The organism is Chitinophaga costaii, assembly GCF_900094705.1.
Classification (GTDB): Bacteria; Bacteroidota; Bacteroidia; order Chitinophagales; family Chitinophagaceae; genus Chitinophaga; species Chitinophaga costaii.
In genome coordinates, this window is sequence record NZ_FMAR01000001.1 from 719411 (window position 1) to 739970 (window position 20560).

The 20560-nt window shown below is 48.8% G+C and carries 19 protein-coding genes; 13 read left to right on the forward strand and 6 right to left on the reverse strand.

Features of this window, described 5'->3' with window-relative positions:
* Window positions 1-366 precede the first annotated feature (366 nt).
* The 5 genes from fusA to GA0116948_RS02815 form a co-directional block, all read right to left on the reverse strand.
* On the reverse strand, window positions 367-2514 hold the full coding sequence (gene fusA / locus GA0116948_RS02790; protein ID WP_205686020.1) for an elongation factor G: 2148 nt from the start codon (window positions 2512-2514) through the stop codon (window positions 367-369).
* A 786-nt stretch (window positions 2515-3300) separates the two neighbouring features.
* Window positions 3301-3768 carry a 30S ribosomal protein S7 gene (gene rpsG, locus GA0116948_RS02800; RefSeq protein WP_089708755.1) on the reverse strand — a complete coding sequence of 156 codons (468 nt, stop codon included), beginning with the start codon at window positions 3766-3768 and terminating at the stop codon, window positions 3301-3303.
* A 24-nt stretch (window positions 3769-3792) separates the two neighbouring features.
* Window positions 3793-4173: a 30S ribosomal protein S12 gene (rpsL, locus tag GA0116948_RS02805; protein ID WP_089708757.1), complete on the reverse strand. Its 381-nt coding sequence runs from the start codon at window positions 4171-4173 to the stop codon at window positions 3793-3795.
* A 125-nt stretch (window positions 4174-4298) separates the two neighbouring features.
* Window positions 4299-4604 (reverse strand): hypothetical protein, encoded by a 306-nt coding sequence (locus GA0116948_RS02810; RefSeq protein WP_089708760.1) that lies wholly within the window; start codon window positions 4602-4604, stop codon window positions 4299-4301.
* 359 nt (window positions 4605-4963) lie between these two features.
* A complete protein-coding gene (locus GA0116948_RS02815; protein ID WP_240619118.1) occupies window positions 4964-6070 on the reverse strand; it encodes a branched-chain amino acid aminotransferase in 1107 nt (368 codons plus the stop codon).
* 185 nt (window positions 6071-6255) lie between these two features.
* On the opposite strand from GA0116948_RS02815, the gene GA0116948_RS02820 reads away from it, so the two are divergent.
* The 4 genes from GA0116948_RS02820 to GA0116948_RS02835 all read left to right on the forward strand — a co-directional run bounded on the left by GA0116948_RS02820 (window position 6256) and on the right by GA0116948_RS02835 (window position 8569).
* Window positions 6256-6765: a hypothetical protein gene (locus GA0116948_RS02820; RefSeq protein ID WP_089708762.1), complete on the forward strand. Its 510-nt coding sequence runs from the start codon at window positions 6256-6258 to the stop codon at window positions 6763-6765.
* A 139-nt stretch (window positions 6766-6904) separates the two neighbouring features.
* Window positions 6905-7486 carry an RdgB/HAM1 family non-canonical purine NTP pyrophosphatase gene (gene rdgB, locus GA0116948_RS02825; RefSeq protein WP_089708764.1) on the forward strand — a complete coding sequence of 194 codons (582 nt, stop codon included), beginning with the start codon at window positions 6905-6907 and terminating at the stop codon, window positions 7484-7486.
* Between the two features lie 38 nt (window positions 7487-7524).
* A complete protein-coding gene (locus tag GA0116948_RS02830; RefSeq protein ID WP_089708766.1) occupies window positions 7525-7956 on the forward strand; it encodes a thioesterase family protein in 432 nt (143 codons plus the stop codon).
* Between the two features lie 28 nt (window positions 7957-7984).
* Window positions 7985-8569 carry a nitroreductase family protein gene (locus GA0116948_RS02835; protein WP_089708769.1) on the forward strand — a complete coding sequence of 195 codons (585 nt, stop codon included), beginning with the start codon at window positions 7985-7987 and terminating at the stop codon, window positions 8567-8569.
* Window positions 8570-8655: 86 nt separating this feature from the next.
* Here the strand turns inward: GA0116948_RS02835 and ygiD are convergent, their stop codons facing one another.
* Window positions 8656-9483 carry a 4,5-DOPA-extradiol-dioxygenase gene (gene ygiD / locus GA0116948_RS02840; protein ID WP_089708771.1) on the reverse strand — a complete coding sequence of 276 codons (828 nt, stop codon included), beginning with the start codon at window positions 9481-9483 and terminating at the stop codon, window positions 8656-8658.
* A 195-nt stretch (window positions 9484-9678) separates the two neighbouring features.
* Here ygiD and GA0116948_RS02845 point away from each other — a divergent pair, with 195 nt between their 5' ends.
* The 9 genes from GA0116948_RS02845 (at window position 9679) to GA0116948_RS02885 (ending at window position 20345) form a co-directional block, all read left to right on the forward strand.
* On the forward strand, window positions 9679-10371 hold the full coding sequence (locus GA0116948_RS02845) for an NUDIX hydrolase (protein WP_089708773.1): 693 nt from the start codon (window positions 9679-9681) through the stop codon (window positions 10369-10371).
* 94 nt (window positions 10372-10465) lie between these two features.
* Window positions 10466-11362, forward strand: coding sequence for an NUDIX domain-containing protein (locus GA0116948_RS02850; RefSeq protein ID WP_089708776.1), 897 nt, complete (start codon window positions 10466-10468; stop codon window positions 11360-11362).
* A gap of 3 nt (window positions 11363-11365) precedes the next feature.
* Window positions 11366-12802: a nicotinate phosphoribosyltransferase gene (locus GA0116948_RS02855; protein WP_089708779.1), complete on the forward strand. Its 1437-nt coding sequence runs from the start codon at window positions 11366-11368 to the stop codon at window positions 12800-12802.
* A gap of 22 nt (window positions 12803-12824) precedes the next feature.
* A complete protein-coding gene (locus GA0116948_RS02860) occupies window positions 12825-13766 on the forward strand; it encodes an aminoglycoside phosphotransferase family protein (protein ID WP_165798324.1) in 942 nt (313 codons plus the stop codon).
* A gap of 23 nt (window positions 13767-13789) precedes the next feature.
* Window positions 13790-14698: an adenylyltransferase/cytidyltransferase family protein gene (locus tag GA0116948_RS02865; protein WP_089708783.1), complete on the forward strand. Its 909-nt coding sequence runs from the start codon at window positions 13790-13792 to the stop codon at window positions 14696-14698.
* 4 nt (window positions 14699-14702) lie between these two features.
* Window positions 14703-16490, forward strand: a complete 1788-nt coding sequence (asnB, locus tag GA0116948_RS02870; protein ID WP_089708785.1) for an asparagine synthase (glutamine-hydrolyzing) — start codon at window positions 14703-14705, stop codon at window positions 16488-16490.
* Window positions 16480-17718, forward strand: a complete 1239-nt coding sequence (locus GA0116948_RS02875; RefSeq protein WP_089708786.1) for a glycosyltransferase — start codon at window positions 16480-16482, stop codon at window positions 17716-17718. The genes asnB and GA0116948_RS02875 overlap by 11 nt, the downstream gene beginning before the upstream one ends.
* Window positions 17715-18608 (forward strand): PIG-L deacetylase family protein, encoded by an 894-nt coding sequence (locus GA0116948_RS02880; RefSeq protein ID WP_089708788.1) that lies wholly within the window; start codon window positions 17715-17717, stop codon window positions 18606-18608. The genes GA0116948_RS02875 and GA0116948_RS02880 overlap by 4 nt, the downstream gene beginning before the upstream one ends.
* Window positions 18609-18614: 6 nt before the next feature.
* Window positions 18615-20345 (forward strand): chorismate transformation enzyme, FkbO/Hyg5 family, encoded by a 1731-nt coding sequence (locus tag GA0116948_RS02885; protein WP_089708790.1) that lies wholly within the window; start codon window positions 18615-18617, stop codon window positions 20343-20345.
* Window positions 20346-20560: the final 215 nt, after the last annotated feature.

Genomic DNA, 20560 nt, shown 5'->3' on the forward strand with positions numbered 1-20560 from the left:
AATGTTAATATCAACCGATTGAAACCACTCAATGTGGATAAAAATGGACAGAAAAAAGGTGATTGGGACTGTTTTAACTAAAAAAAATAAGGGAGTTTAAGTAGATGTTTCTAAATAAACTTGGTAGCATTGCTAATGATATTATTAATACCATAAGCTACGAATAGTTAGCCGGCAAAAAGAGGAATTTTTTACCGGGCATATTGGGGGAATTATGGGGCAGCATGGCCAGGATACCAACACTATGCCTGTACATGGAATACATCCTAAATGATGCAATAACGATAGATGGATGCAACTTATCTACAAAACAAAAAGATCCCGCCGCATTGGCAGGACCTTTCGTTATAATCAGCTTTAAATTGCTTAGTGCGCGGCTTGCTTACCTTTAGATTTAGCCACCACTTCTTCTGTGATGCTATTAGAGGCAGGCGAGTAGTGAGAAAATTCCATGATGGAAGTAGCGCGACCGGAAGACATAGAACGCAATTCCGTTACATAACCAAACATTTCCTTCAGCGGGACTTTGGCTTTGATCACCTGAACGTTGTTACGGCTTTCCATACCTTCCAGCATACCACGACGACGGTTCAAGTCACCTGTTACGTCACCCATGTACTGGTCGGGGGTGCTTACTTCTACCTTCATGATTGGCTCCAGCAATACCGGTTTTGCTTTACGAGCCGCTTCGCGGAATGCAGAACGGGCACATAGTTCAAACGACATCGCGTCAGAGTCTACCTGGTGGAAAGAACCATCAAACAAACGGATTCTCAGCGACTCTACCGGGAAACCGGCGAGTACACCACTACTCATGGATTGTTCAAACCCTTTCTGAATAGAAGGGATGAATTCTTTAGGAATAGAACCACCGAAGATATCGTTGATGAACTGCAGGTTTTTGCCTTCGTTTTCTTTCAACCATTCTGCATCGGCAGGCCCGATTTCTACCTGGATGTCGGCGAATTTACCGCGACCACCCGTTTGTTTCTTGTATACTTCGCGGTGTTCTACTTTCTGTGTCAGCGCTTCTTTAAATGCTACCTGGGGTGCACCTTCGTTCACTTCCACTTTAAATTCGCGCCGCATACGGTCTACAATAATTTCCAGGTGAAGCTCACCCATACCACTCAAAACGGTTTGGCCGGTTTCTTCATCTGTTCTTACGCGCAGGGTAGGATCTTCTTCTACCAGTTTGGCAATTGCCATACCCATCTTATCAACATCGGCCTGTGTTTTAGGCTCAATGGCGATGTGGATTACCGGTTCGGGGAAGGTCATAGATTCCAGCACGATCGGATGATCCTCATTACAGAGGGTGTCTCCGGTTTTGATATCTTTAAAACCAACGGCAGCACCGATATCACCTGCTTCGATGAAATCAATTGGGTTTTGCTTATTGGCGTGCATCTGCATGATACGGCTGATACGTTCGTTTTTACCAGTACGGGTATTTAGAACATAAGAACCAGCGTCCAGATGACCGGAATAAACACGGAAGAAAGCCAGGCGGCCTACGAATGGATCGGTAGCGATCTTGAATGCGAGGGCTGCGAAAGGTTCTTTAGCGTCAGGCTTGCGGGTCAGTTCTTCACCATTATCTGGATCCAGACCAACTACTGCTTCTACGTCCAGCGGTGAAGGCAGGTATCGGCAAACGCCGTCCAGCATTTTCTGTACACCTTTATTTTTAAAGGAAGAACCGCACATCATAGGGATGATGGCCATATCGATAGTGGCTTTGCGGATAGCTTCGTGGATTTCATCTTCCGAGATCGTGTTAGGATCATCGAAGAATTTTTCCATCAGTTTATCGTCATATTCCGCTACGGATTCTACCAGTTTGGCTCTCCATTCTTCTGCTTCTTCCTGCATATCGGCAGGAATAGCCACTTCCTGGTAAGTAGCGCCCTTAGAGGCTTCGTCCCAGATGATACCCTTCATGGTGATAAGATCTACCACGCCGGTGAAGTTATCTTCGGCACCGATAGGCAGCATCAGCGGTACGGGGTTAGCGCCCAGCATTTCACGAACTTGTTTTACCACGTTCAGGAAATCTGCGCCGGAGCGGTCCATTTTATTTACGAAACCGATACGGGGTACTTTGTAGCGGTTAGCCTGGCGCCATACGGTTTCAGACTGCGGTTCTACACCGGATACGGCGCAGAACAGCGCTACCAGACCGTCCAGTACGCGCAAAGAGCGCTCTACTTCTACGGTAAAGTCAACGTGACCGGGAGTATCGATGATGTTGAATTTGTATTGTTTGGTAAAAGCGTTTGGCTGACCTTGTATAGTGGGGAAGTTCCAAAAACAGGTAGTCGCTGCAGAAGTGATGGTAATACCTCTTTCCTGCTCCTGCGCCATCCAGTCCATGGTTGCAGCACCTTCGTGCACTTCACCAATTTTGTGGGTCTTACCTGTATAATACAGGATACGCTCTGTGGTAGTGGTCTTACCGGCATCAATGTGCGCAGCAATACCAATGTTTCTTTGAAATTTTAAGTCTGCCATAATATTAAAATGACTGTATTATAATGCATTTTGGGGGGCAAAGTTAGGTTATTTTCGGCAATAAATAACTATGGCCAGTCTGCCTATTGTTATTTCTTCTTTAACGACCGGCCCGGTAGGAATTAGGCTGTTTAGCCTGGGAGAATTACCAATTGCTCATAAAAAACCACCAGATTTCCAAATAGCAAGGCAGAACTTACAATCAACTGTTTGATTTTAAGAACATTTTTTCACTTTTGATAAGCTAATACTGCGAATACTGATACTGCTAGCACTCCAACACCTGCACTATACACCAAGAAAAGCATTACCGAATGGCTGTCTGGATTTTTTTACCTATTGCCCCAAAAAAACATAATGACTATCAAAATTCCATGGTATTATTTCCCCACCTGCTAATCAGTTATTGCTTATGAATTTATTTATGTGTACAGGTATTTGCGCCATCATACTGGCATTGAGACTTCACTTCCCAGCCATCGCACAACTGGTTTTAAACCGGCACATTACCGCCACTACAGGAGGCAGTGGAAAAGCTGGCCCAGTTAGTATACAATACACCATTGAAGAACCTGTTATTGCCATGATTACCGATGGCCGGGTTGTTCCGACAATAAAATGATTTATGTGAAAGGCCGTTTTTATGCCTGATAATGATGCCTGCTTAAAAATGATATTGGGGTAAGCCGCCAATGCCTGTTCATTGAGTATAGCACACAAAAAAGGCGAACAGCTCCGGAAGGAACTGTTCGCCCAATATATTGAGTGGGCCCGTGAGGGCTATAACTATACTCTGAAGTGAGAGAAAGCCTTATTGGCTTCCGCCATACGGTGGGTATCTTCTTTCTTCTTGAAAGCGGCGCCTTCACCTTTGCTGGCGGCTACGATTTCGCTAGCCAGTTTTTCGGCCATGCTCTTACCGTTTCTTTCACCGGCGAAGCGGATCAACCACTTCATGCTCAGGGAAATTTTTCTATCAGGACGAACCTCTGCAGGGATCTGGAAGGTAGCGCCACCGATACGACGGCTTCTTACTTCTACAGCGGGCGTAACGTTTACCAGTGCTTTTTTCCACACTTCATAACCGTTGTCACCAGTGATGGTGCTCACTTTGTCCACAGCATCGTAGAATATTTTGTAAGCGATGCTCTTTTTGCCCTGTTCCATTACGTTATTTACAAACCGGGTAACCTGTTTGTCATTGAACCGAGGATCCGGAGCCAGAGGCATCTTTTTCGCTGCTTGCTTTCTCATTTATTTGAAAAATTTGTAGTCTTATTATTTTTTAACTTTAACCTTTTTAGTTCCGTATTTAGAACGGCTCTGCTTACGATCTTTCACGCCGGCAGTATCGAGGGAACCACGTACGATGTGATAACGTACCCCTGGCAAATCCTTCACACGACCACCGCGGATCAACACGATGGAGTGTTCCTGGAGGTTATGACCTTCACCGGGGATATAAGCAATCACCTCAATTTTATTGGTCAAACGCACCTTCGCCACTTTACGCAAAGCGGAGTTTGGTTTCTTAGGGGTGGTGGTGTACACACGGGTACATACTCCACGACGCTGCGGACAGCTATCTAAGGCCCTGGACTTGGATTTAGCCCGGATAATTTCTCTTCCTTTTCTTACTAATTGTTGTATAGTAGGCATTCTTAACCTAGTTTTTTTTCTGTCTGATTAAAATGACATCCAAATTTCCCGGATAGGGATTTTGGGAGGGCAAAAGTATAACTATCCTTGTGAATAACAAAATAGTTTGTGGATAATTTCAAAATTTAATACGATCCATCGGGCGGTGTGTCTAGCAGGGACAGGGTAATTTGCTCCCATTCCGCCTGTAAGCTTGCTCCCGATACTGGTTTTCCAGCTTTACGGTACCAGTAGGCTGCGTTGCCAGGATCTCCTTCTTTGCGATGCAGGTAGGCATGCACCCAGGCCGCAGGGGCACCGGGTATGTCTGCCAGCGTGTGGGCCTGGGCCCAGTTGCCTTTGCGGTCCCACCATAGCGATTGCAGGAGCGGGGGCAGAAAGGCCGCGGGGGCGGGCTCCGCAAGCGAGTGTAGAAATTCAGCGTAAGTCAATAGGCTACTGTTTTTCCGGAGGGCAAATGTATGGAAAATTGGTGGAATGCAACAGATTTAAAAAGAATAAGCGCCATAAGCCGGGCAGCCAAGGCCCCAAGCGCTATGAATAACAGCCCATTCACCCTGACATTGGCCCGGGTATATGCGTACCGGGGCAGGAAGCTAACCGGCCTAATACTACCCTGCCCCTACCTTGAGCCTGGCAGGAGGCATATCAAAGCCTACATACGCTCAGGTAACGTGTACCTGGGCGTGCTAACTTGCTGCTGAAAACAAGGCCTTCCAGTAATTTCCCTCCCGGGTATGAAAAAGCCCGGGCAAATACATAGCCCGGGCCTAATATCCTGGATAATACATTAGATCTTAAAATTCCAGCCCCGGGTATCTTCGGCGCGGCCGGTACGGATAGCATCCAGACGATGGATCACCTCCGCCCCTACCTGATATTGGGTGGTGTCCAGGGTCATTTTGTAATCCTGGTAGTCTAGCTGCTCTACGTACGACAAGCTGGCGGCTGTGCCGGTACCAAATACTTCCCGCAGGGTGCCTGCTTTATGGGCAGCGGTAATCTCATCGATGGAGATGGGGCGCTCTTCCAGGGCAAGGCCCATGTCGGTCAGCACATCCATCACACTGGCACGGGTTACCCCAGCCAGGATGGTACCCTGAGACAGATCGGGGGTGATGGCGGTATTGCCAATAATCACAAACACGTTCATCGTGCCGCATTCCTGCAAATATTTATGTTCGTAACCATCTACCCAAAGAATCTGGTCGTATCCCTGCTGGCGGGCCTGCATGGTGGGGTACATCACCCCGCCGTAGTTGCCGGCAGCCTTGGCATAACCTACCCCGCCGGGGAAAGCGCGCACAAACTTGTCTTGCACCAGTAAATGAATGGGTTTATTGAAATAAGGGCCAGAAGGTGAATTTATGATAGCGAATTTGTAGGTTTCGGAGGGACGCACACCTATAAATTCGTCAGCAGCAATCATGAAGGGTCGCAGGTACAGCGAGCAGCCTTCGCCGGTAGGCACCCAGTCGCGGTCCAGGTCTACCAGTTTGGCCATACCTCCGATGAACAACCATTCCGGGATAGCAGGCATACCCATCCGCTCTGCCGAGCTAAGAAAACGGGCATAATTGTCCTGCGGGCGGAAGATCATGGGATTTCCCTGGGGATCTTTGTAGGCTTTGATGCCTTCAAAAATGGCCTGGCCATAATGCCAGGCGGCATTGGAAGGACTTACCGAGAAATTACCGAAAGGCAGGATAGCTGCATCTTTCCATTCCTTCCCATCGTATTCCGCCACCAGCATGTGGTCGGCGTACTGTTTTCCAAACGCGAGGTGGTCAAAATCTACGGTAGAAAGCTGGCTGGCCGTGGTACGGGTAACCTTAATTTTTTCATTGGCCTCCTGCACTGCGGTGGACTTTGCCGTTGGAATAACATCTGCCATCATGGTTAATCAGTTTAATCTCAATATTTTTACACTGTAGTCGTACCGCAAATTGAAAATTTTCAAGAGCCGGTTCGATTACCGGCCACTATTTATTTATTTTTTAATTGCGAAGCAGTTTTTTATATAATAATCTAGTGGGAACGGATTTGCAAATAAACAGCTTTTTTCTATAAAACACTACCGGCATGTCATTAGCGCATATACAGATAGATCCTTACTTCCTAGCCAAGATATTTACCCAGCCCATTATTCCGGGTGAAAGGCCGGCTACAATAATGCCAACAGCCCCACCCACCGTGGCCTTACCCCCGATAAAATTTTTAGGGGAAAATCAAAAAAACATAGCCCTACTGATTGATAATCCCAACGAGGTATATTTAAACGACGAGCTGTTTAATCTTCTTACAAATATACTAAATGCCTGCAAGTTAGGTATGCAGGATGTAGCCCTCATTAACCTGCATGCGTATCCGGGTATCTCCCTTGAGGCCCTGCAAAAAGCTGTGCCTATGCAGCAGGCCGTGTTCTTTGGGATAGATCCTGAAATGCTGGCTCTCCAGGGTATAGCGCTTTACCAGGTGAACCAGGCGGGCGGCAGCAGCGTTTTATACAGCCACGACCTGTCGTTCATTGCCCAAGACAAAGTCATGAAAGGCCGCTTATGGACCGGCCTGAAACAACTGCTGGGATTATAGCCGGCACCAGGGTGCCAGACTGATGATAGCATAATGCCACCTTCTGATGGGCCACCTCGCTGCTTTCTGCCCAACATGCATACATTGTAACTTCTACAACGTACTTTGAACATTATTTTTTACCACCGTTTTATATTCCATGCACACCTTAGTATTTGCTACCAACAATCACAATAAAGTAAAAGAAATCCGCGCCATGCTAGGCGAGGCTTTTCATATTATAACCTTAGAAGAAGCCGGTATTGATATTGATATTCCTGAGCCGCATGCTACGCTGGAAGAAAATGCTACCGAAAAATCAAAAACTATTTTTGAGATGACGGGGCAGGATTGTTTTTCAGAAGACACCGGGTTAGAAGTGGAAGCACTGCATGGCGCACCAGGCGTCATCTCTGCCCGGTATGCGGGAGAACAGAAATTGGCGGCGGATAATATTGAAAAAGTATTACAGGAAATGCAGGGCCAGGCCAACCGGCATGCGCAATTCCGCACCGTAATTTCCCTGATCTGGAAAGGACAGGAACACCAGTTTGAAGGGATATGCCCCGGAGTTATTCTTACTGAAAAACAGGGTGGTGAAGGTTTTGGTTATGATCCCATTTTTGCACCAGCCGGTGCAGGCCGTTCTTTTGCCACCATGACCACCACAGAAAAAAATCAATTTAGCCACCGCGCCAAAGCCGTGCAGAAGCTCATTGCCTGGTTGCAGGCAAATGCATAGGCCTGTCACCCATCATCTTCCTGTTATATCATCATTAAATGGCACGAATCAAATTAGTATTTCCAGATAAAGTTTTATTCAGCACCACTATTCCGGTTCGCATTACAGATGTGAACTATGGCGGCCATGTGGGCAACGATGCCATCCTCTCTATGCTGCATGAGGTGAGAGTGCAATTCTTGCAGCACCTGGGCTCCAGGATGGAACTGGATGTTTTTGGCACCGGCATTATTATGGCCGATGTAGCCATCATGTACCAAGCCGAGGGCTTTTATGGCGACGTGTTTAACATAGCCGTGGGAGTAGCAGACTTGAGTGCTGTAGGCTTTGACCTGATGTACCGCATTAGCACCCAGCGGGATCAACAAACCATTACCATTGCCACTGCCAAAACAGGTATTTTATGTTTTGATTACAGCATTCGCAAAGTGGCCAAAGTACCCGCAGCACTAGCTGCCAGACTGCAATAGCAAACTAAAACGCATTTAAACTGAACGCATGGAAAAATCAGCCATCCTGGAGTTATTGATCACACAACGGCGCACCATTAAGCCCACCCACATGAGTGGAAAAAAGATACCGGACAATATAATTCACCACCTGCTGGAACTGGCCGACTGGGCGCCCACCCATGGCTACACGGAACCTTGGTACTTCGTAGTGTACAGCGGCGAAAAAGTAGCCGCGTTCTGCACCGCCCATGCGGAGCTGTATAAAAACAATACGCCTCCGGAAAAATATACGCAGTTCAATTACGACAAGCTGCAACAAATGGGAGACAAAACCTCCCACGTAATTGTGGCCTGCATGCACCGCGGCGACAATCCCAAAATACCTGAGGTGGAAGAAGTAGAAGCGGTGGCTTGTGCGGTGCAGAACCTGCTGCTGGCTGCCACCGCCTACGACCTGGCAAGCTTCTGGAGCAGCGGCGGCATGACCTACTCCCCTGCCCTACATCAATATTTGGAACTGGGACCGGCAGATAAGGTGCTGGGATTATTGTACCTGGGTTATCCTGCGGAGGAGTTGCCCATAGGAAGACGCATTAAACCATTGACCGAAAAGGTGAAGTGGGTGAAATAATAATTCCTGCTGAAATATACAACCACTACTAACGAAAGGCTGCACCCGATTGCCGGATGCAGCCTCTTTTTTATGGCAGGTTTGTATTAGCCAATTTTGACAGAAGTCATAGTAAGCGAACCGCCTATAGCTTTGTCATTAAACAAGTTCACCGCTTCACCTGGTTGCTGAAGTCCCAGGGTATAGAGCAGGGGTAAGTAGTGTTCTGGCGTGGGAATGGCCAGGCGGGCATCACTGCCAAGTAGCTCGTAATGAATGAGGGAGGCATGATCGCCCCGTTGAATGCAATCCTTAAACCGTTCATTCATCTCTAGCGCCCAGTCGTACCCGCCGCCTTCCATCATTTCCCAGGCCACCATGCGCAGGTTGTGTACCATGTTGCCGCTGCCCATGATCAACACGCCTTTGCGGCGCAGGGCTGTAAGCTCCCGGGCCAGCTCATAATGATACTGTGGCGGTTGGGTATAATCGATGCTAAGTTGCAGCACAGGAATATTGGCTGCCGGGTACATTTGTTTTACCACCGACCAGGCGCCGTGATCGAGGCCCCAGTCATGATCTTCCTCCACGTGAATAGATTGGATAATACGGGCCGTTTCCTGCGCCAGTTGCGGGCTGCCAGGGGCTGGGTATTGCACGGCAAACAGTTCCGGGGGAAAGCCCCCGAAGTCGTGGATGGTTTTAGGAAAATCCATGGCCGTAACGCGGGTACCCTTAGACAGCCAGTGGGCCGATATAACCAGCACCGCACTGGGTGTAGGGATTGTTTGGGCAAGCTGCCTCCAGTTTTGGGTAAATTCGTTGGTTTCTATTCCATTCATCGGCGAGCCATGCCCCATAAAAAGCACGGGCATCAGCGACCCTTGTTCGGGAAGGCTGCTGGTAAAGCTATTAAAATCGCGCAGTGTGTTCATGGCGAAGCATCTCCTTTCTGTAAGGTATTTAATTACAGTACAAAGATACTCTCTTTTCCTGGTTTTTGAAAGTGGTGTTATGCGCTGCGGAAAACGGTCATACATTCAATTTATAGACATATATCGATGCACATATAGCGGGATGCATATGCCGTATTTATTGTATTATTACGGCGCATACGTTTAGTATTTATCATGGTAAAAAAATCTCCAGTCATTAGTGTTACCGTAGATGCGGTGGTATTCGGCTACGCCAAAACCGAAGGAGTATCAGTATTACTGATCCGCAGAAAATATCCTCCTTTCAAAGACGAGTGGGCTATACCAGGAGGGTTTGTGTTGGAAGATGAATCGCTGGAAGAGGCGGTGAAGCGGGAGTTACGGGAGGAAACGGGTATATCGGTGAAATACCTGGAACAACTGTATACCTTTGGCGCGCCAGATCGTGATCCGCGGCAGCGCATTATTTCAGTGGCATACTTCGCATTGGTAAAAACCGCACGTTTCATGGCATTGAAAGCCGATACTGACGCATCGGTGGCGCAATGGTTTAATATTACGGAGCTGCCCGCGCTGGCATTTGATCATAAACATATCCTGGAAAAAGCCATCCAGCGCATACAGGCCAAGCTGCGCTACGAACCCATAGGTTTTGAGTTGCTGGATAAAAAATTCCCTTTCTCCGACCTGGAGCGCCTCTACGTTTCATTACTGGGACGCGAAATAGACCGGCGCAACTTTAAAAAGAAAATGCTTTCGCTGGAAATATTGGATGAACTGGATGAATACGCCAGGAACGATGGAGCGGGCCGGCCCGGAAAAATGTTTTCTTTCAACAAACAACGCTATACCCAATTACAAAAAGAGGGTATTCTATTTGAAATATGATTGTCAACAAATTTTTATAATATGCGTAAAAATAACGCATATTATTTGGTAATGCGGAAAATATGCTGTTATATTTGCGTAGAATAAACGCAAAATGAAAAGTACAGGAGTTATCATCGCACGGTTTCAGACGCCCTACTTACACGAGGGCCACCATCATCTTATCCGGCATGTTACCGGCCAGCATCACCGCACCGTGCTGGTATTGGGTACCGCAGCCGTAAAGTCCAGCAAGCGCAACCCTTTTGATTTTTACACCCGCGAAGCCATGATCAAGGCAGACTATCCAGCTATTCCGGTACTTCCCTTACGAGATTATGCCATCGATAAAGTGTGGTCGGAGAAATTGGATGAATTGCTGGCCAATACATTTCCCGGCGAAAAATTTATTTTGTACGGCAGCCGCGACAGCTTTGCCTCCGCCTACAGCGGCAAGTGGGAAACCGCCACCCTGCCAGCTTTCGGAGATTTTAGCGCTACCTCGGTACGAGAAACGCATAGCGATCAGCCCCTGAATACGCGGGACTTCCGACTGGGCGTTAATTATGCAATTTATAACCGCTACGACACGGTGTATCCCACGGTGGATATTGCGCTGCTCAATGCCGGCCACACACAGGTGCTGTTAGGCAGGAAGCCTAACGAAGACACCTGGCGCTTTCCCGGCGGTTTTTCCGATCCCGCAGACGCCTCTTACGAAGCCGCTGCAAAAAGAGAACTAACTGAAGAATGCGGCGCACTGGAAACTGCTCCCATGCAATACCTGGGGTCTGTTAAAATTGACGACTGGCGCTACCGGGGCGAAACAGACAAGATCATCAGCCTGTTCTTTACCACTACCCTCCTGAGCGGCACGCCCAAGGCCAACGACGACCTGGAAGCCCTGCAATGGTTTGATATTGCCGCCCTGCCCCTGATGCTGGAAAAAGAGATTATCAACGCCGCACATATTCCATTCCTGCAAATCCTTCTTCACCACTTAAACGCGTAAACCATGTATACAGATAATATTATTTTGATGGCGGATGCCTACAAATATTCTCATCACAAGTTGTACTACCCTGGCACTAATAAAATTTATTCTTACCTGGAAAGCCGTGGCGGCCTATTTGGCGAAACTGCTTTCTTTGGGCTGCAATACATCCTAAAAAAATATTTCACAGGAGCAGTCATCACCAAAGAAGGGGTAGACCAGGCAGCTACTTTGCTGGACGGCGTGTTTGGCAGCAAAGGCATTTTTGACCGCAGTAAGTTTGATTACATTATTGAAAAGCACGGGGGGCGGCTGCCGGTTCGTATCAAAGCTGTAAAGGAAGGCAGCATACTCCCGGTGCGGAATGTGTTGATGACGATTGAAAATACAGATCCACAATGTTATTGGCTCACTAACTTCCTGGAAACAATTTTAATGCAGACCTGGTATCCTAGCTCCGTGGCTACGTTGTCTTATCACATTCGCCAGATCGTGGAGCAATATTTTGCAGCAACCGCCAGCGCCACATCGTTGGGTGGTACGCCTTTTATCCTCAATGATTTTGGCTTCCGGGGCACCAGTTCCGGTGAGAGTGCGGGCATAGGCGGCATGTCGCACCTACTTAATTTTAAAGGTAGTGATACGGTGATCGCTGCCGTGTATGCACAAAAATTTTATAATGCTTCCAGCGTAGTGGCGGCCTCCGTGCCGGCCACAGAACACTCCATCATGACCCTGCTGGGAGAGGAAGGCGAGTTGGAAGTACTGCGCCACATTTTAAAGGCTTGTCCCACCGGCATCGTATCGGTTGTATCCGACTCCTTCGATATATTCCGTGCCACCAGCGAATACTGGGGCGGGGTATTGAAAGAGGAAATACTGGCCCGCAATGGCACCCTGGTAATCCGCCCCGATAGTGGCGACCCGGTACAAACCTTGCTGCATGTTTTCGACATCCTGATGGATAAGTTTGGATATACTGTGAATGAAAAAGGTTATAAGGTACTGCCACCCCAGGTAAGGGTTATTCAGGGCGATGGCATTAACTTGGACAGTATCCGTACAATTTATAAAGCGCTGCAAGACCATGGTATTTCTGCGGAGAATCTGGTGCTGGGCATGGGCGGTGCCTTGCTGCAACGTCTGGACCGCGACTCCCAGCAGTTTGCCATTAAATGTTCTTATGCGGAGATCAACGGGCAGCCGGTGAATGTGCAGAAACACCCGTTAGAAATGAATGAGAAGGGTGAAATGGTGAAGTCTTTCAAAACCTCCAAGTCTGGCCGTCAGCAACTGGTGCTTACGCCCCAGGGTTATAAAACCATTCCGGAAACCGAGGCCAGTCCTTACCCGAACGAACTGGAAACTGTTTTCGAGAATGGGGAGCTACTGCGCGATGAAAAGTTTGAAGCCATCCAGGAAAGAATAATTTCCTATCTGAAAAAATATAATGGATAACGGCCCCGCATATACGGCGTTTTTGATCAAACACTTTGGCATTCATCCACGGCGCTTGTCCCCGCTGGGTGGTTATTCCAATCAGAACACCCTGGTGGAGACCGATACGGGTGAATACGTAGCCCGCCTGTCCCGCCATAACCGGCACCTGGACAGTGTACGCGTTGAGGAGCATGTGCTGCAATCATTGGAGGACGGGGGATATACAAAGGCGCCCAGGCTGGTACAACGTTTTTCCACGCCCCTGCAAATGGGGCACCGGTTTCTACACCTGTTCTACAAAATACCGGGACAGATACCCTGCCGGTGGTGGCAGCATTGCAGCGAAACAAAACTGGAACAAGTGTTTTCCGGACTGGCAGAACTGCACCGAGCGCTATCACGCATACTATCGATACACGACGCTGGCAAAGGCATGTACCAGTGGTACCGTATGCCGGCTGCGCCGCCAGCGGCCCTGGAAAGCACTGCTACCGGACGTTATGTTATTGCACAGTGGGAACACTTCTGCGAATCGGCCAATAAATTACAGGAAGCCGCAGCAAGGCTATTTCCCTGGGACAAAGGCCACTACCAATGGATTCATGGTGACGTGCAACTGGAAAATGTATTGTTTGACCAGGACCAGCTTACCGCTTTCCTGGATTTTGAAATGGTGCGTTGGGACGCCTGCGAGAAAGACGTGATTTTTTCTGCTTTCCGTGTATGCAAGGAAGGCCCGGAAGACGGCCTGTTTCGCTACGATGCCAGCCGGCTGCAAAAGGCCATTGCCGCCTACCGGAACACAGGCACCCACCTGCACGATGGATTTTTTGACCGGTACGATGCTTTTTGGAAACCCTTCTTTTGTATGGATCAGGCCCTGGTGTATTTGCACAACGCATTTGACCAGGTATGGGTATTGGAAGACAATATCGGCTTTATGCCATGCTTTAACGAAGTGCTGCACTATTACGAATGGTGAAGCACCTTTAAAAAGTCCTGTTTATGAGAGCCTTGTTTGCTTTGGACTGGCGCAATGTAACGGACGCGCAATTAACGGAAATCATTGCCCTGCAAGCGCATTATACGGAACTGGTACTGGTGATAAGCAGGCCAGAAACCTTGCTGGATAGTCATTCACCCATGATTTGCCATGATCTGATGCCTGCCTTGCAACAATTGCTGCAAACCCACCTACACCTACCTTTTTACCTGTTGCCTATTCCCGGAAAAGGGGTGCCGGATTACTACCACTGGTTGCATTGGCGTATACTTTGTCCGGCCTTCCACCATGTGTTTATTGATACGCCGGCACAAAAAAACGCCATGGAAGTTATTTTTCGTGTACCCATTACCGTTATACCGCGTAACGGCTTACCGCTGACGCTGCCGGCTGTACCGAAAAAACAGCGGGGCATTTTCATCACCCGCGCTCAGCCATTTCACAACGGGCATGCGGCCTACCTGGCGCAAATGCAGCAGGAAGTGGAAGAAGTGATTGTGGTGATTGGCGTGGCCAACCAATCGCACACCGCCAGCAACTTTGCAACGGCTGGCGAGCGACTGGAAATGGTGAAACCTTATTTACAACATACCTGGCCTGGCCGCCATCATTTGGTAGCGCTGCCTTACAGCGATTTCTCCCTGGAAAATTTTTACGAACTGGAATACCTGCTGCCCGATTTTAATACCGTGTACACCATTAACACCAGTACCATCACCTATGCGCAGACGGCAGGATATCCTATAAAGCATTTAAACATACAACTCGATGTGAGTGGCACACATATCCGCCACTGCATGGCGCAAGATCAGCCTTACGCGCACCTGGTGCCGCCGCCGGTGTACGATTATCTCCAGGAAGGGCCATTGATACGCCGGCTAAAACAATTACTGGAAAAGGAAAACCGATAAAAATATGTGTGGAATTGGAGGCATTTTATTGGCTAAGGACATGGAACCGGTGCTGCAACAAAAAATGAAGGCCCTTAATGAGGCCCAACGCCACCGGGGGCCAGACGACCAGCAAACCTGGGTGAAAGGCCCTGCTGCGCTTTGCCACCAGCGCCTTTCGCTGCTGGATGCAGCCGGTGGCACACAGCCCTTTGCAGATACTAGTGGGCGTTATCTTATTGTGTATAACGGAGAGTTATATAACCATGTGCAGCTCCGGGAAATGTTGCGTCCCCATTATGACTTCCGCACCCACTGCGATACCGAGGTGGTGCTGGCAGCATGGATTACCTGGGGAGCCGCCTGCCTGGAGCGCTTCAATGGTATGTTTGCTTTCCTCATCTGGGATTCCCAACAACAAACCGCCTTTGCCGCGCGCGATCCCTTGGGGGTAAAACCATTTGTGTATTACCAGCACAACGGTACTTTTTATTTTGCATCAGAGGTAAAGGCACTGCTGCGGGTATTAGACCGGCAGCCTCAAATTGATCCCCAGCGGCTGGTGGAATGTGTGATCTCCCCCGCCACCAGTGGCAATGGTGCAGCGTCGGTATTCAAAAACATACAATATCTGGAACCCGGCACCACCTTACATTTCAACAAGGATGGACTAAGCTTGAAAACCTATTACCAATTCCTATGGAAGCAGACGTCCCTACACGAAAATACCTTACTGGCCGAACTGGCGGCAGCCTTGCAGCAAAATGTAGCGCTTTCCATGCAAGCAGACGTGCCGGTAGGCGTATTCCTGAGCGGTGGGCTAGACTCTTCGCTGCTGGCCACCCTGGCAGCACCACATACTGCCAGTCCCTTACAGACGTTTACCATCGCCTTTCCGCATCACCAGCATATTCATTTTGACCCCGGCACCATTGTCAACTCCGACGATCTCCCTTTTGCCAAAGCCATCGCGGCACAAACGGGGTCCAGGTTTAACGAGGTGACCATGCAACATACATCCGTAGCAGAAAGTTTGCAATTGCTGGTAAGCATCAATGATCGCATACCAGTATGGGAGCAGGAGCTATCGCAGCAGCACCTATCGCGGGCGGCGGCACAGCAGCTAAAGGCTGTATTGGTGGGCGATGCGGCAGATGAAACCCATTACGGTTATTATTTTTTACTGCACGATAAAGTGAACAAAAGCCCACGGGGATTGATGGACCTATTTGGCGCGGAGCGGCGGGCTACGATGTTATCCGCAAACCTACTCCGACAACTGGAGCCGCTGGCATGGCTGGATCAGGAATACCGCCAACTGGTAAGCCAGGCAGGCTATACGTTTGGCAAAAGTGCGGAAGAAAACATCCTGGCCATGAGCCTACTCGTAAACCGGCGCTGGCTGGGCCGGCTGCTGCACAATGGCGACATCCACACCATGCACTACGGATTAGAGGCAAGGGTACCTTTCGCTAATCCCCATCTGCTGAACACCGTTATGAAAGTACCGCCAGCGCTGGGTTTTAAAGAAGGGGTGGAAAAATACATGTTGCGGCAGGTGGCCCTGCAACACATGCCGCCCTCTTTAGCGCTGCGCAAGAAATCCTCCCTGCCACGCGACCCGCGCCTCGGCAAAACCTACCAGGCTATCTTGCAAAAGTTATTGCAAACGCCCAACGACTTTATAGACACCTACCTGCACCGGCCCGCCCTGGCGGCTTTATGCCAACAGGAAGTGATACCGGAAAGCGACCGGATGTTGTTGTTCAATATGATTTGTTTAATTTATTGGGGGCTTCATTATGCAAACTAAAAAAATACTGTTCGTCACCATCCCGGAGAAAGGTCACATCAACCCAATGATAGGCGTTGCCCAGCATCTGCAAGCCATGGGGTATGAACTGGCTTTTTTTGCACAGGTAGATATCAGCCTACAACTGCGCCGGGCCGGCCTTCAGGGCCAGGTATACCATGATCCATCTCCTGTAAATATCGATCCGCAATTCATCACCAAAGGCGCCGATTTTGTAAAAAAGCTGGCCAACAAGGAATGGCTGCGCCAATGGATCAAAACATTACTTATCGATGCGGTGCCGGGACAAGTACAACTGCTGGATGCTGTAGTGAAAAACTTTGCGCCCTCCCTCATTGTCACCGATCCGATGGTGTACGCTGCCGCCCTGGTGGCACACACGCACAATCTACCATGGGTGGGCATTTCATCCTCCTTAAATCCTATCACACCCGATGACTGGCAGTGTGAATTAACGGATACGCTGCATACATTGGAGCCGCTGCGTAACGCTTTGTTTGAAGCACAGGGCTTGCTGCCACGCTTCAAAGTGAGCGATGCGATCTCACCCTGGCTGAATATTGTATTTGCCACAGAAACCTATATGCCCCGCCATATATGCGGCAATGATTTTTCTTACTATGCTGGCAACAGCTTCCCGATGCAGTCCCGGGGCGACGAAACAGACTTTCCCTTTCATCGCCTGGAACCTGGTAAGCGCAAGGTGTACATGTCTATGGGCAGCCAAATTTATTATCATCCGCATTTGTTCTCTACCGTAGCGCAGGCGCTGTATGACGATGATATACAACTGGTTTTTGCAATCAATGAACTGCTCAATACGCCTTTTGCCGATACGCTGCCCCGCCATGTGATGGCCGTATCTTATGCCCCGCAGTTGCAATTGCTGCCGTACATAGATTTAGTGATTTCCCATGGCGGCGCCAATTCGGCCATGGAAGCATTGGCAAATGGTGTTCCACTGGCGTTGCTGCCCATTTGCAACGACCAGTTTTTGCAGGCACAATTTGTAACACGCGCTGGTGCCGGCATTGTACTAAATCCCCACCTTCCATCTGCTACCCGCTACCGGGAGCAGTTGCTGCCGTTACTTCAAGCCGGCTCGCCAGTGCGGGCGCATGCCAGTAGCATAGGCGCATCCTTCCGCGCAAAGACAGGCCCCTTAGGCGCTGCGCAGGAGATCGAAAAACTTTTCCTTACCCGCCAGCCATTCCATCCGTTACTATGAGTACTTACCTGGTCATATCTCCTCACCTCGATGACGCCGTACTGAGTTGCGGCGCACAAATCGCATCTTGGACGGCGGATGGACATACCGTATTCGTGGCTACCGTATTTAATATGGCAGCCGAATCCCATGCACAACACTATGCGCAGCGCATACACGATAACGAAACCGCCATTGCTCTACTGGGTGCCAAAGCTATTTACCTGAACTTTATGGATGCCCCTTTTCGTAATCCGGCTTTCCATAACTTCAGTACCATCCTGCTGCATGATCAACTGCCCGCCACGGCCTTGGAAGTGACAACCACCTTAGGTCCTATTCTTCAAATGGTAGTGCATTCGGTGGTGGCAGATGCGGTGTATTTCCCTTTGGCTATTGGCGGCCATGTAGACCACCTGATCGTCTATGCGTGCAGTAAACAGTACTGGAAAACGAACACTCCTGTATACTATTATGAAGACCTGCCCTATGCCCTGGTACCTGGCTGGCGCACGGTGCGCTGGCTACAGCATGGCGCAGTGCCGGCTTCCATCCTTCCGGCAAAGGATCTTCCTCCAACCCGGCTACAGGACATACCGCTGGCATTCTTAAAAAACTATATGTCTGGCGAAGCAGACCGGCAGACCAGCGAAGCCCTGCACGCCGCCCAACAAGCTGCCTTACTGCCCGCTATGGCAGGGGCTTGCAGTTGGACTTTAACCGAAAACGTTTTCCATGTCAACAAATTCACATTCGACCAGTCGTATTTCCGGCAAAAAATTGCCGCCATCCGCTGTTATACCTCCGAGTGGCCTGTACTATTTGGGCCCACAGAAAAAGATATTGTAAACTCCTTAGGACAACCGGGTAACCCCAACGGTTACACGGAAATTTATTGGACCTTAAAATAATTAAATATGCGATTCGTAACCCATGATGCCGCGTATCAACAACAACTGCAAACAGGAAATACCCTGCTGAAGAAAACGACGATTAACGGGCAGCTTATTGATGCCTGGTTTGCCGAGCAGGATGATAAGCCACTTGTTGAAATAAAAAATGGCATTCAGCTGCAACATACCTCCAATGGGATTTTCGGCAGCATAGCCGTAGCGCTCACGGAGCCGGTGGCTGCTACCACGCGCACGGTGTACCAGCGCTTGCTAACTACGCTCGCATTGTACCCAGACTATACCCTGCTGCGTTGCTGGAACTATGTGCCTAACATTACCCAGGTGTACCAACAGTTCAACGCCGGCCGTTACCAGGCATTCCAGGAATATTATGGAGATGCTTTGTCGCAACACCCTGCCCCGGCTGCCAGCGCCGTAGGTACACAGGGGCCGCTGCTGAAAATTGAATTCCTGGCGGTGCAGCAACCACTGGCTTTTATAGAAAACAAAGACCAGGTGCCGGCCTATCAATATTCGGCATACTATGGTAAACTGCCTCCTTACTTTAGTCGCGGCAGCATTTTCATCAACAAGGGCCAGCGCCTGCTGCTATCCTCCGGCACCGCCAGTATTGTGGGCGAAACATCTGTACATGCCGGCGATATTTATGAGCAACTAGCCCGCTCCATCTTAAACCTACGCATCCTGGCCGGCCAGTTTAACCTGAAAAAATATAACATTCACTACGGCTTTGCATTGGAAGACATCGTGCTGCTACGCGTGTATTACAAGCAGGAGAATGACAGACCATTCCTGGAACGCTACCTGCCCAAAGTAATGGCACCTGGCTGCCAGCTTACTTTCCAGCAGGCAGACATTTGCCGGGAAGAGCTGCTGGTAGAGCTAGAAGCCGTTTTTGTAAAGAAAGGGGAAACAGAACAGGGCCGCCTGCCCAAATATTATTTCACAGAAGGGCGCATTAAAACAGAGTCTTTTGAAATACATGTGGCCGAACATTGTAACCTCCGTTGCCGCGACTGTTGTAACATATCGCCATTTAACGCCAAACATTTTATGTCAATCTCCGAAGTAGAAGCGGTGTGTGATTTCATAAAAACTAATTTACGGCCAGACGTATTTAAAATTGCCGGTGGCGAACCCACCCTGCACCCGGAGCTCGACAAGATACTCCAAACCATTCAACAGGCAAAAACCGGCTGTGCCGTGCGTGTAATTACCAATGGATTGTTACTCCATCGCATGAGCGATCTGTTCTGGGAAAATGTAGACCAGCTCACCATTTCGCATTATATCAGCGCACCGATGAAGCCGCAGTTCCTGGAAGAAGTGAAAGCGAAAGCAAAAAAATACGAGGTCGTGCTGAACATAAAATACGTAGAACAATTCAACGAAATATTCGTGAATGAAAAAATAACCGACGTGCAGCGCATACAAAACATTTACGATGATTGCTGGATGCGTCACCGTTGCCTCATTGTACGCCACGGTTATTTCTACAAATGCACCCGTTCTGCCTACATGAATGAAACCCTATCTCTTAAAGGAATTGCATCCTCCATAGATTACACCGTAGAAGATGGCATAGCCGTAAACGATCCAAATTTTAAAGAAAAAGCATTGGCCTACCTCAATGAAACAAAACCATTGTTTTCGTGTCAATATTGTTTAGGCGTATCCGGAAACCTTCGGGAAAACATACAGTTAAAGAAAGCAGACATTGCTGTAGGTGGATAACAGTTAGACATCATATACTTAAATCAGTGAACGCCCCTGTTGCAGGGCTGAAAAATGGCTATAATATTTGTCTACTATATAATAACATATGAAATGAGTGAAAAATTTAAATAAATTTTTCAAAGCGACAAAACCTGGATTAATACTGTAAGGATTTGATACTGGTTCCGTCTATCCACTAGATAAACCAATTGCATATTCAACATCATTAATCT

Bases quoted from the DNA above. Each gene is read 5' to 3' on its own strand.
- fusA (WP_205686020.1), bottom strand. From the start codon at position 2,514: ATGGCAGACTTAAAATTTCAAAGAAACATTGGTATTGCTGCGCACATT.
- rpsG (WP_089708755.1), bottom strand. From the start codon at position 3,768: ATGAGAAAGCAAGCAGCGAAAAAGATGCCTCTGGCTCCGGATCCTCGG.
- rpsL (WP_089708757.1), bottom strand. From the start codon at position 4,173: ATGCCTACTATACAACAATTAGTAAGAAAAGGAAGAGAAATTATCCGG.
- GA0116948_RS02815 (WP_240619118.1), bottom strand. From the start codon at position 6,070: ATGATGGCAGATGTTATTCCAACGGCAAAGTCCACCGCAGTGCAGGAG.
- GA0116948_RS02820 (WP_089708762.1), top strand. From the start codon at position 6,256: ATGTCATTAGCGCATATACAGATAGATCCTTACTTCCTAGCCAAGATA.
- rdgB (WP_089708764.1), top strand. From the start codon at position 6,905: ATGCACACCTTAGTATTTGCTACCAACAATCACAATAAAGTAAAAGAA.
- GA0116948_RS02830 (WP_089708766.1), top strand. From the start codon at position 7,525: ATGGCACGAATCAAATTAGTATTTCCAGATAAAGTTTTATTCAGCACC.
- GA0116948_RS02835 (WP_089708769.1), top strand. From the start codon at position 7,985: ATGGAAAAATCAGCCATCCTGGAGTTATTGATCACACAACGGCGCACC.
- ygiD (WP_089708771.1), bottom strand. From the start codon at position 9,483: ATGAACACACTGCGCGATTTTAATAGCTTTACCAGCAGCCTTCCCGAA.
- GA0116948_RS02845 (WP_089708773.1), top strand. From the start codon at position 9,679: ATGGTAAAAAAATCTCCAGTCATTAGTGTTACCGTAGATGCGGTGGTA.
- GA0116948_RS02850 (WP_089708776.1), top strand. From the start codon at position 10,466: ATGAAAAGTACAGGAGTTATCATCGCACGGTTTCAGACGCCCTACTTA.
- GA0116948_RS02855 (WP_089708779.1), top strand. From the start codon at position 11,366: ATGTATACAGATAATATTATTTTGATGGCGGATGCCTACAAATATTCT.
- GA0116948_RS02865 (WP_089708783.1), top strand. From the start codon at position 13,790: ATGAGAGCCTTGTTTGCTTTGGACTGGCGCAATGTAACGGACGCGCAA.
- asnB (WP_089708785.1), top strand. From the start codon at position 14,703: ATGTGTGGAATTGGAGGCATTTTATTGGCTAAGGACATGGAACCGGTG.
- GA0116948_RS02875 (WP_089708786.1), top strand. From the start codon at position 16,480: ATGCAAACTAAAAAAATACTGTTCGTCACCATCCCGGAGAAAGGTCAC.
- GA0116948_RS02880 (WP_089708788.1), top strand. From the start codon at position 17,715: ATGAGTACTTACCTGGTCATATCTCCTCACCTCGATGACGCCGTACTG.
- GA0116948_RS02885 (WP_089708790.1), top strand. From the start codon at position 18,615: ATGCGATTCGTAACCCATGATGCCGCGTATCAACAACAACTGCAAACA.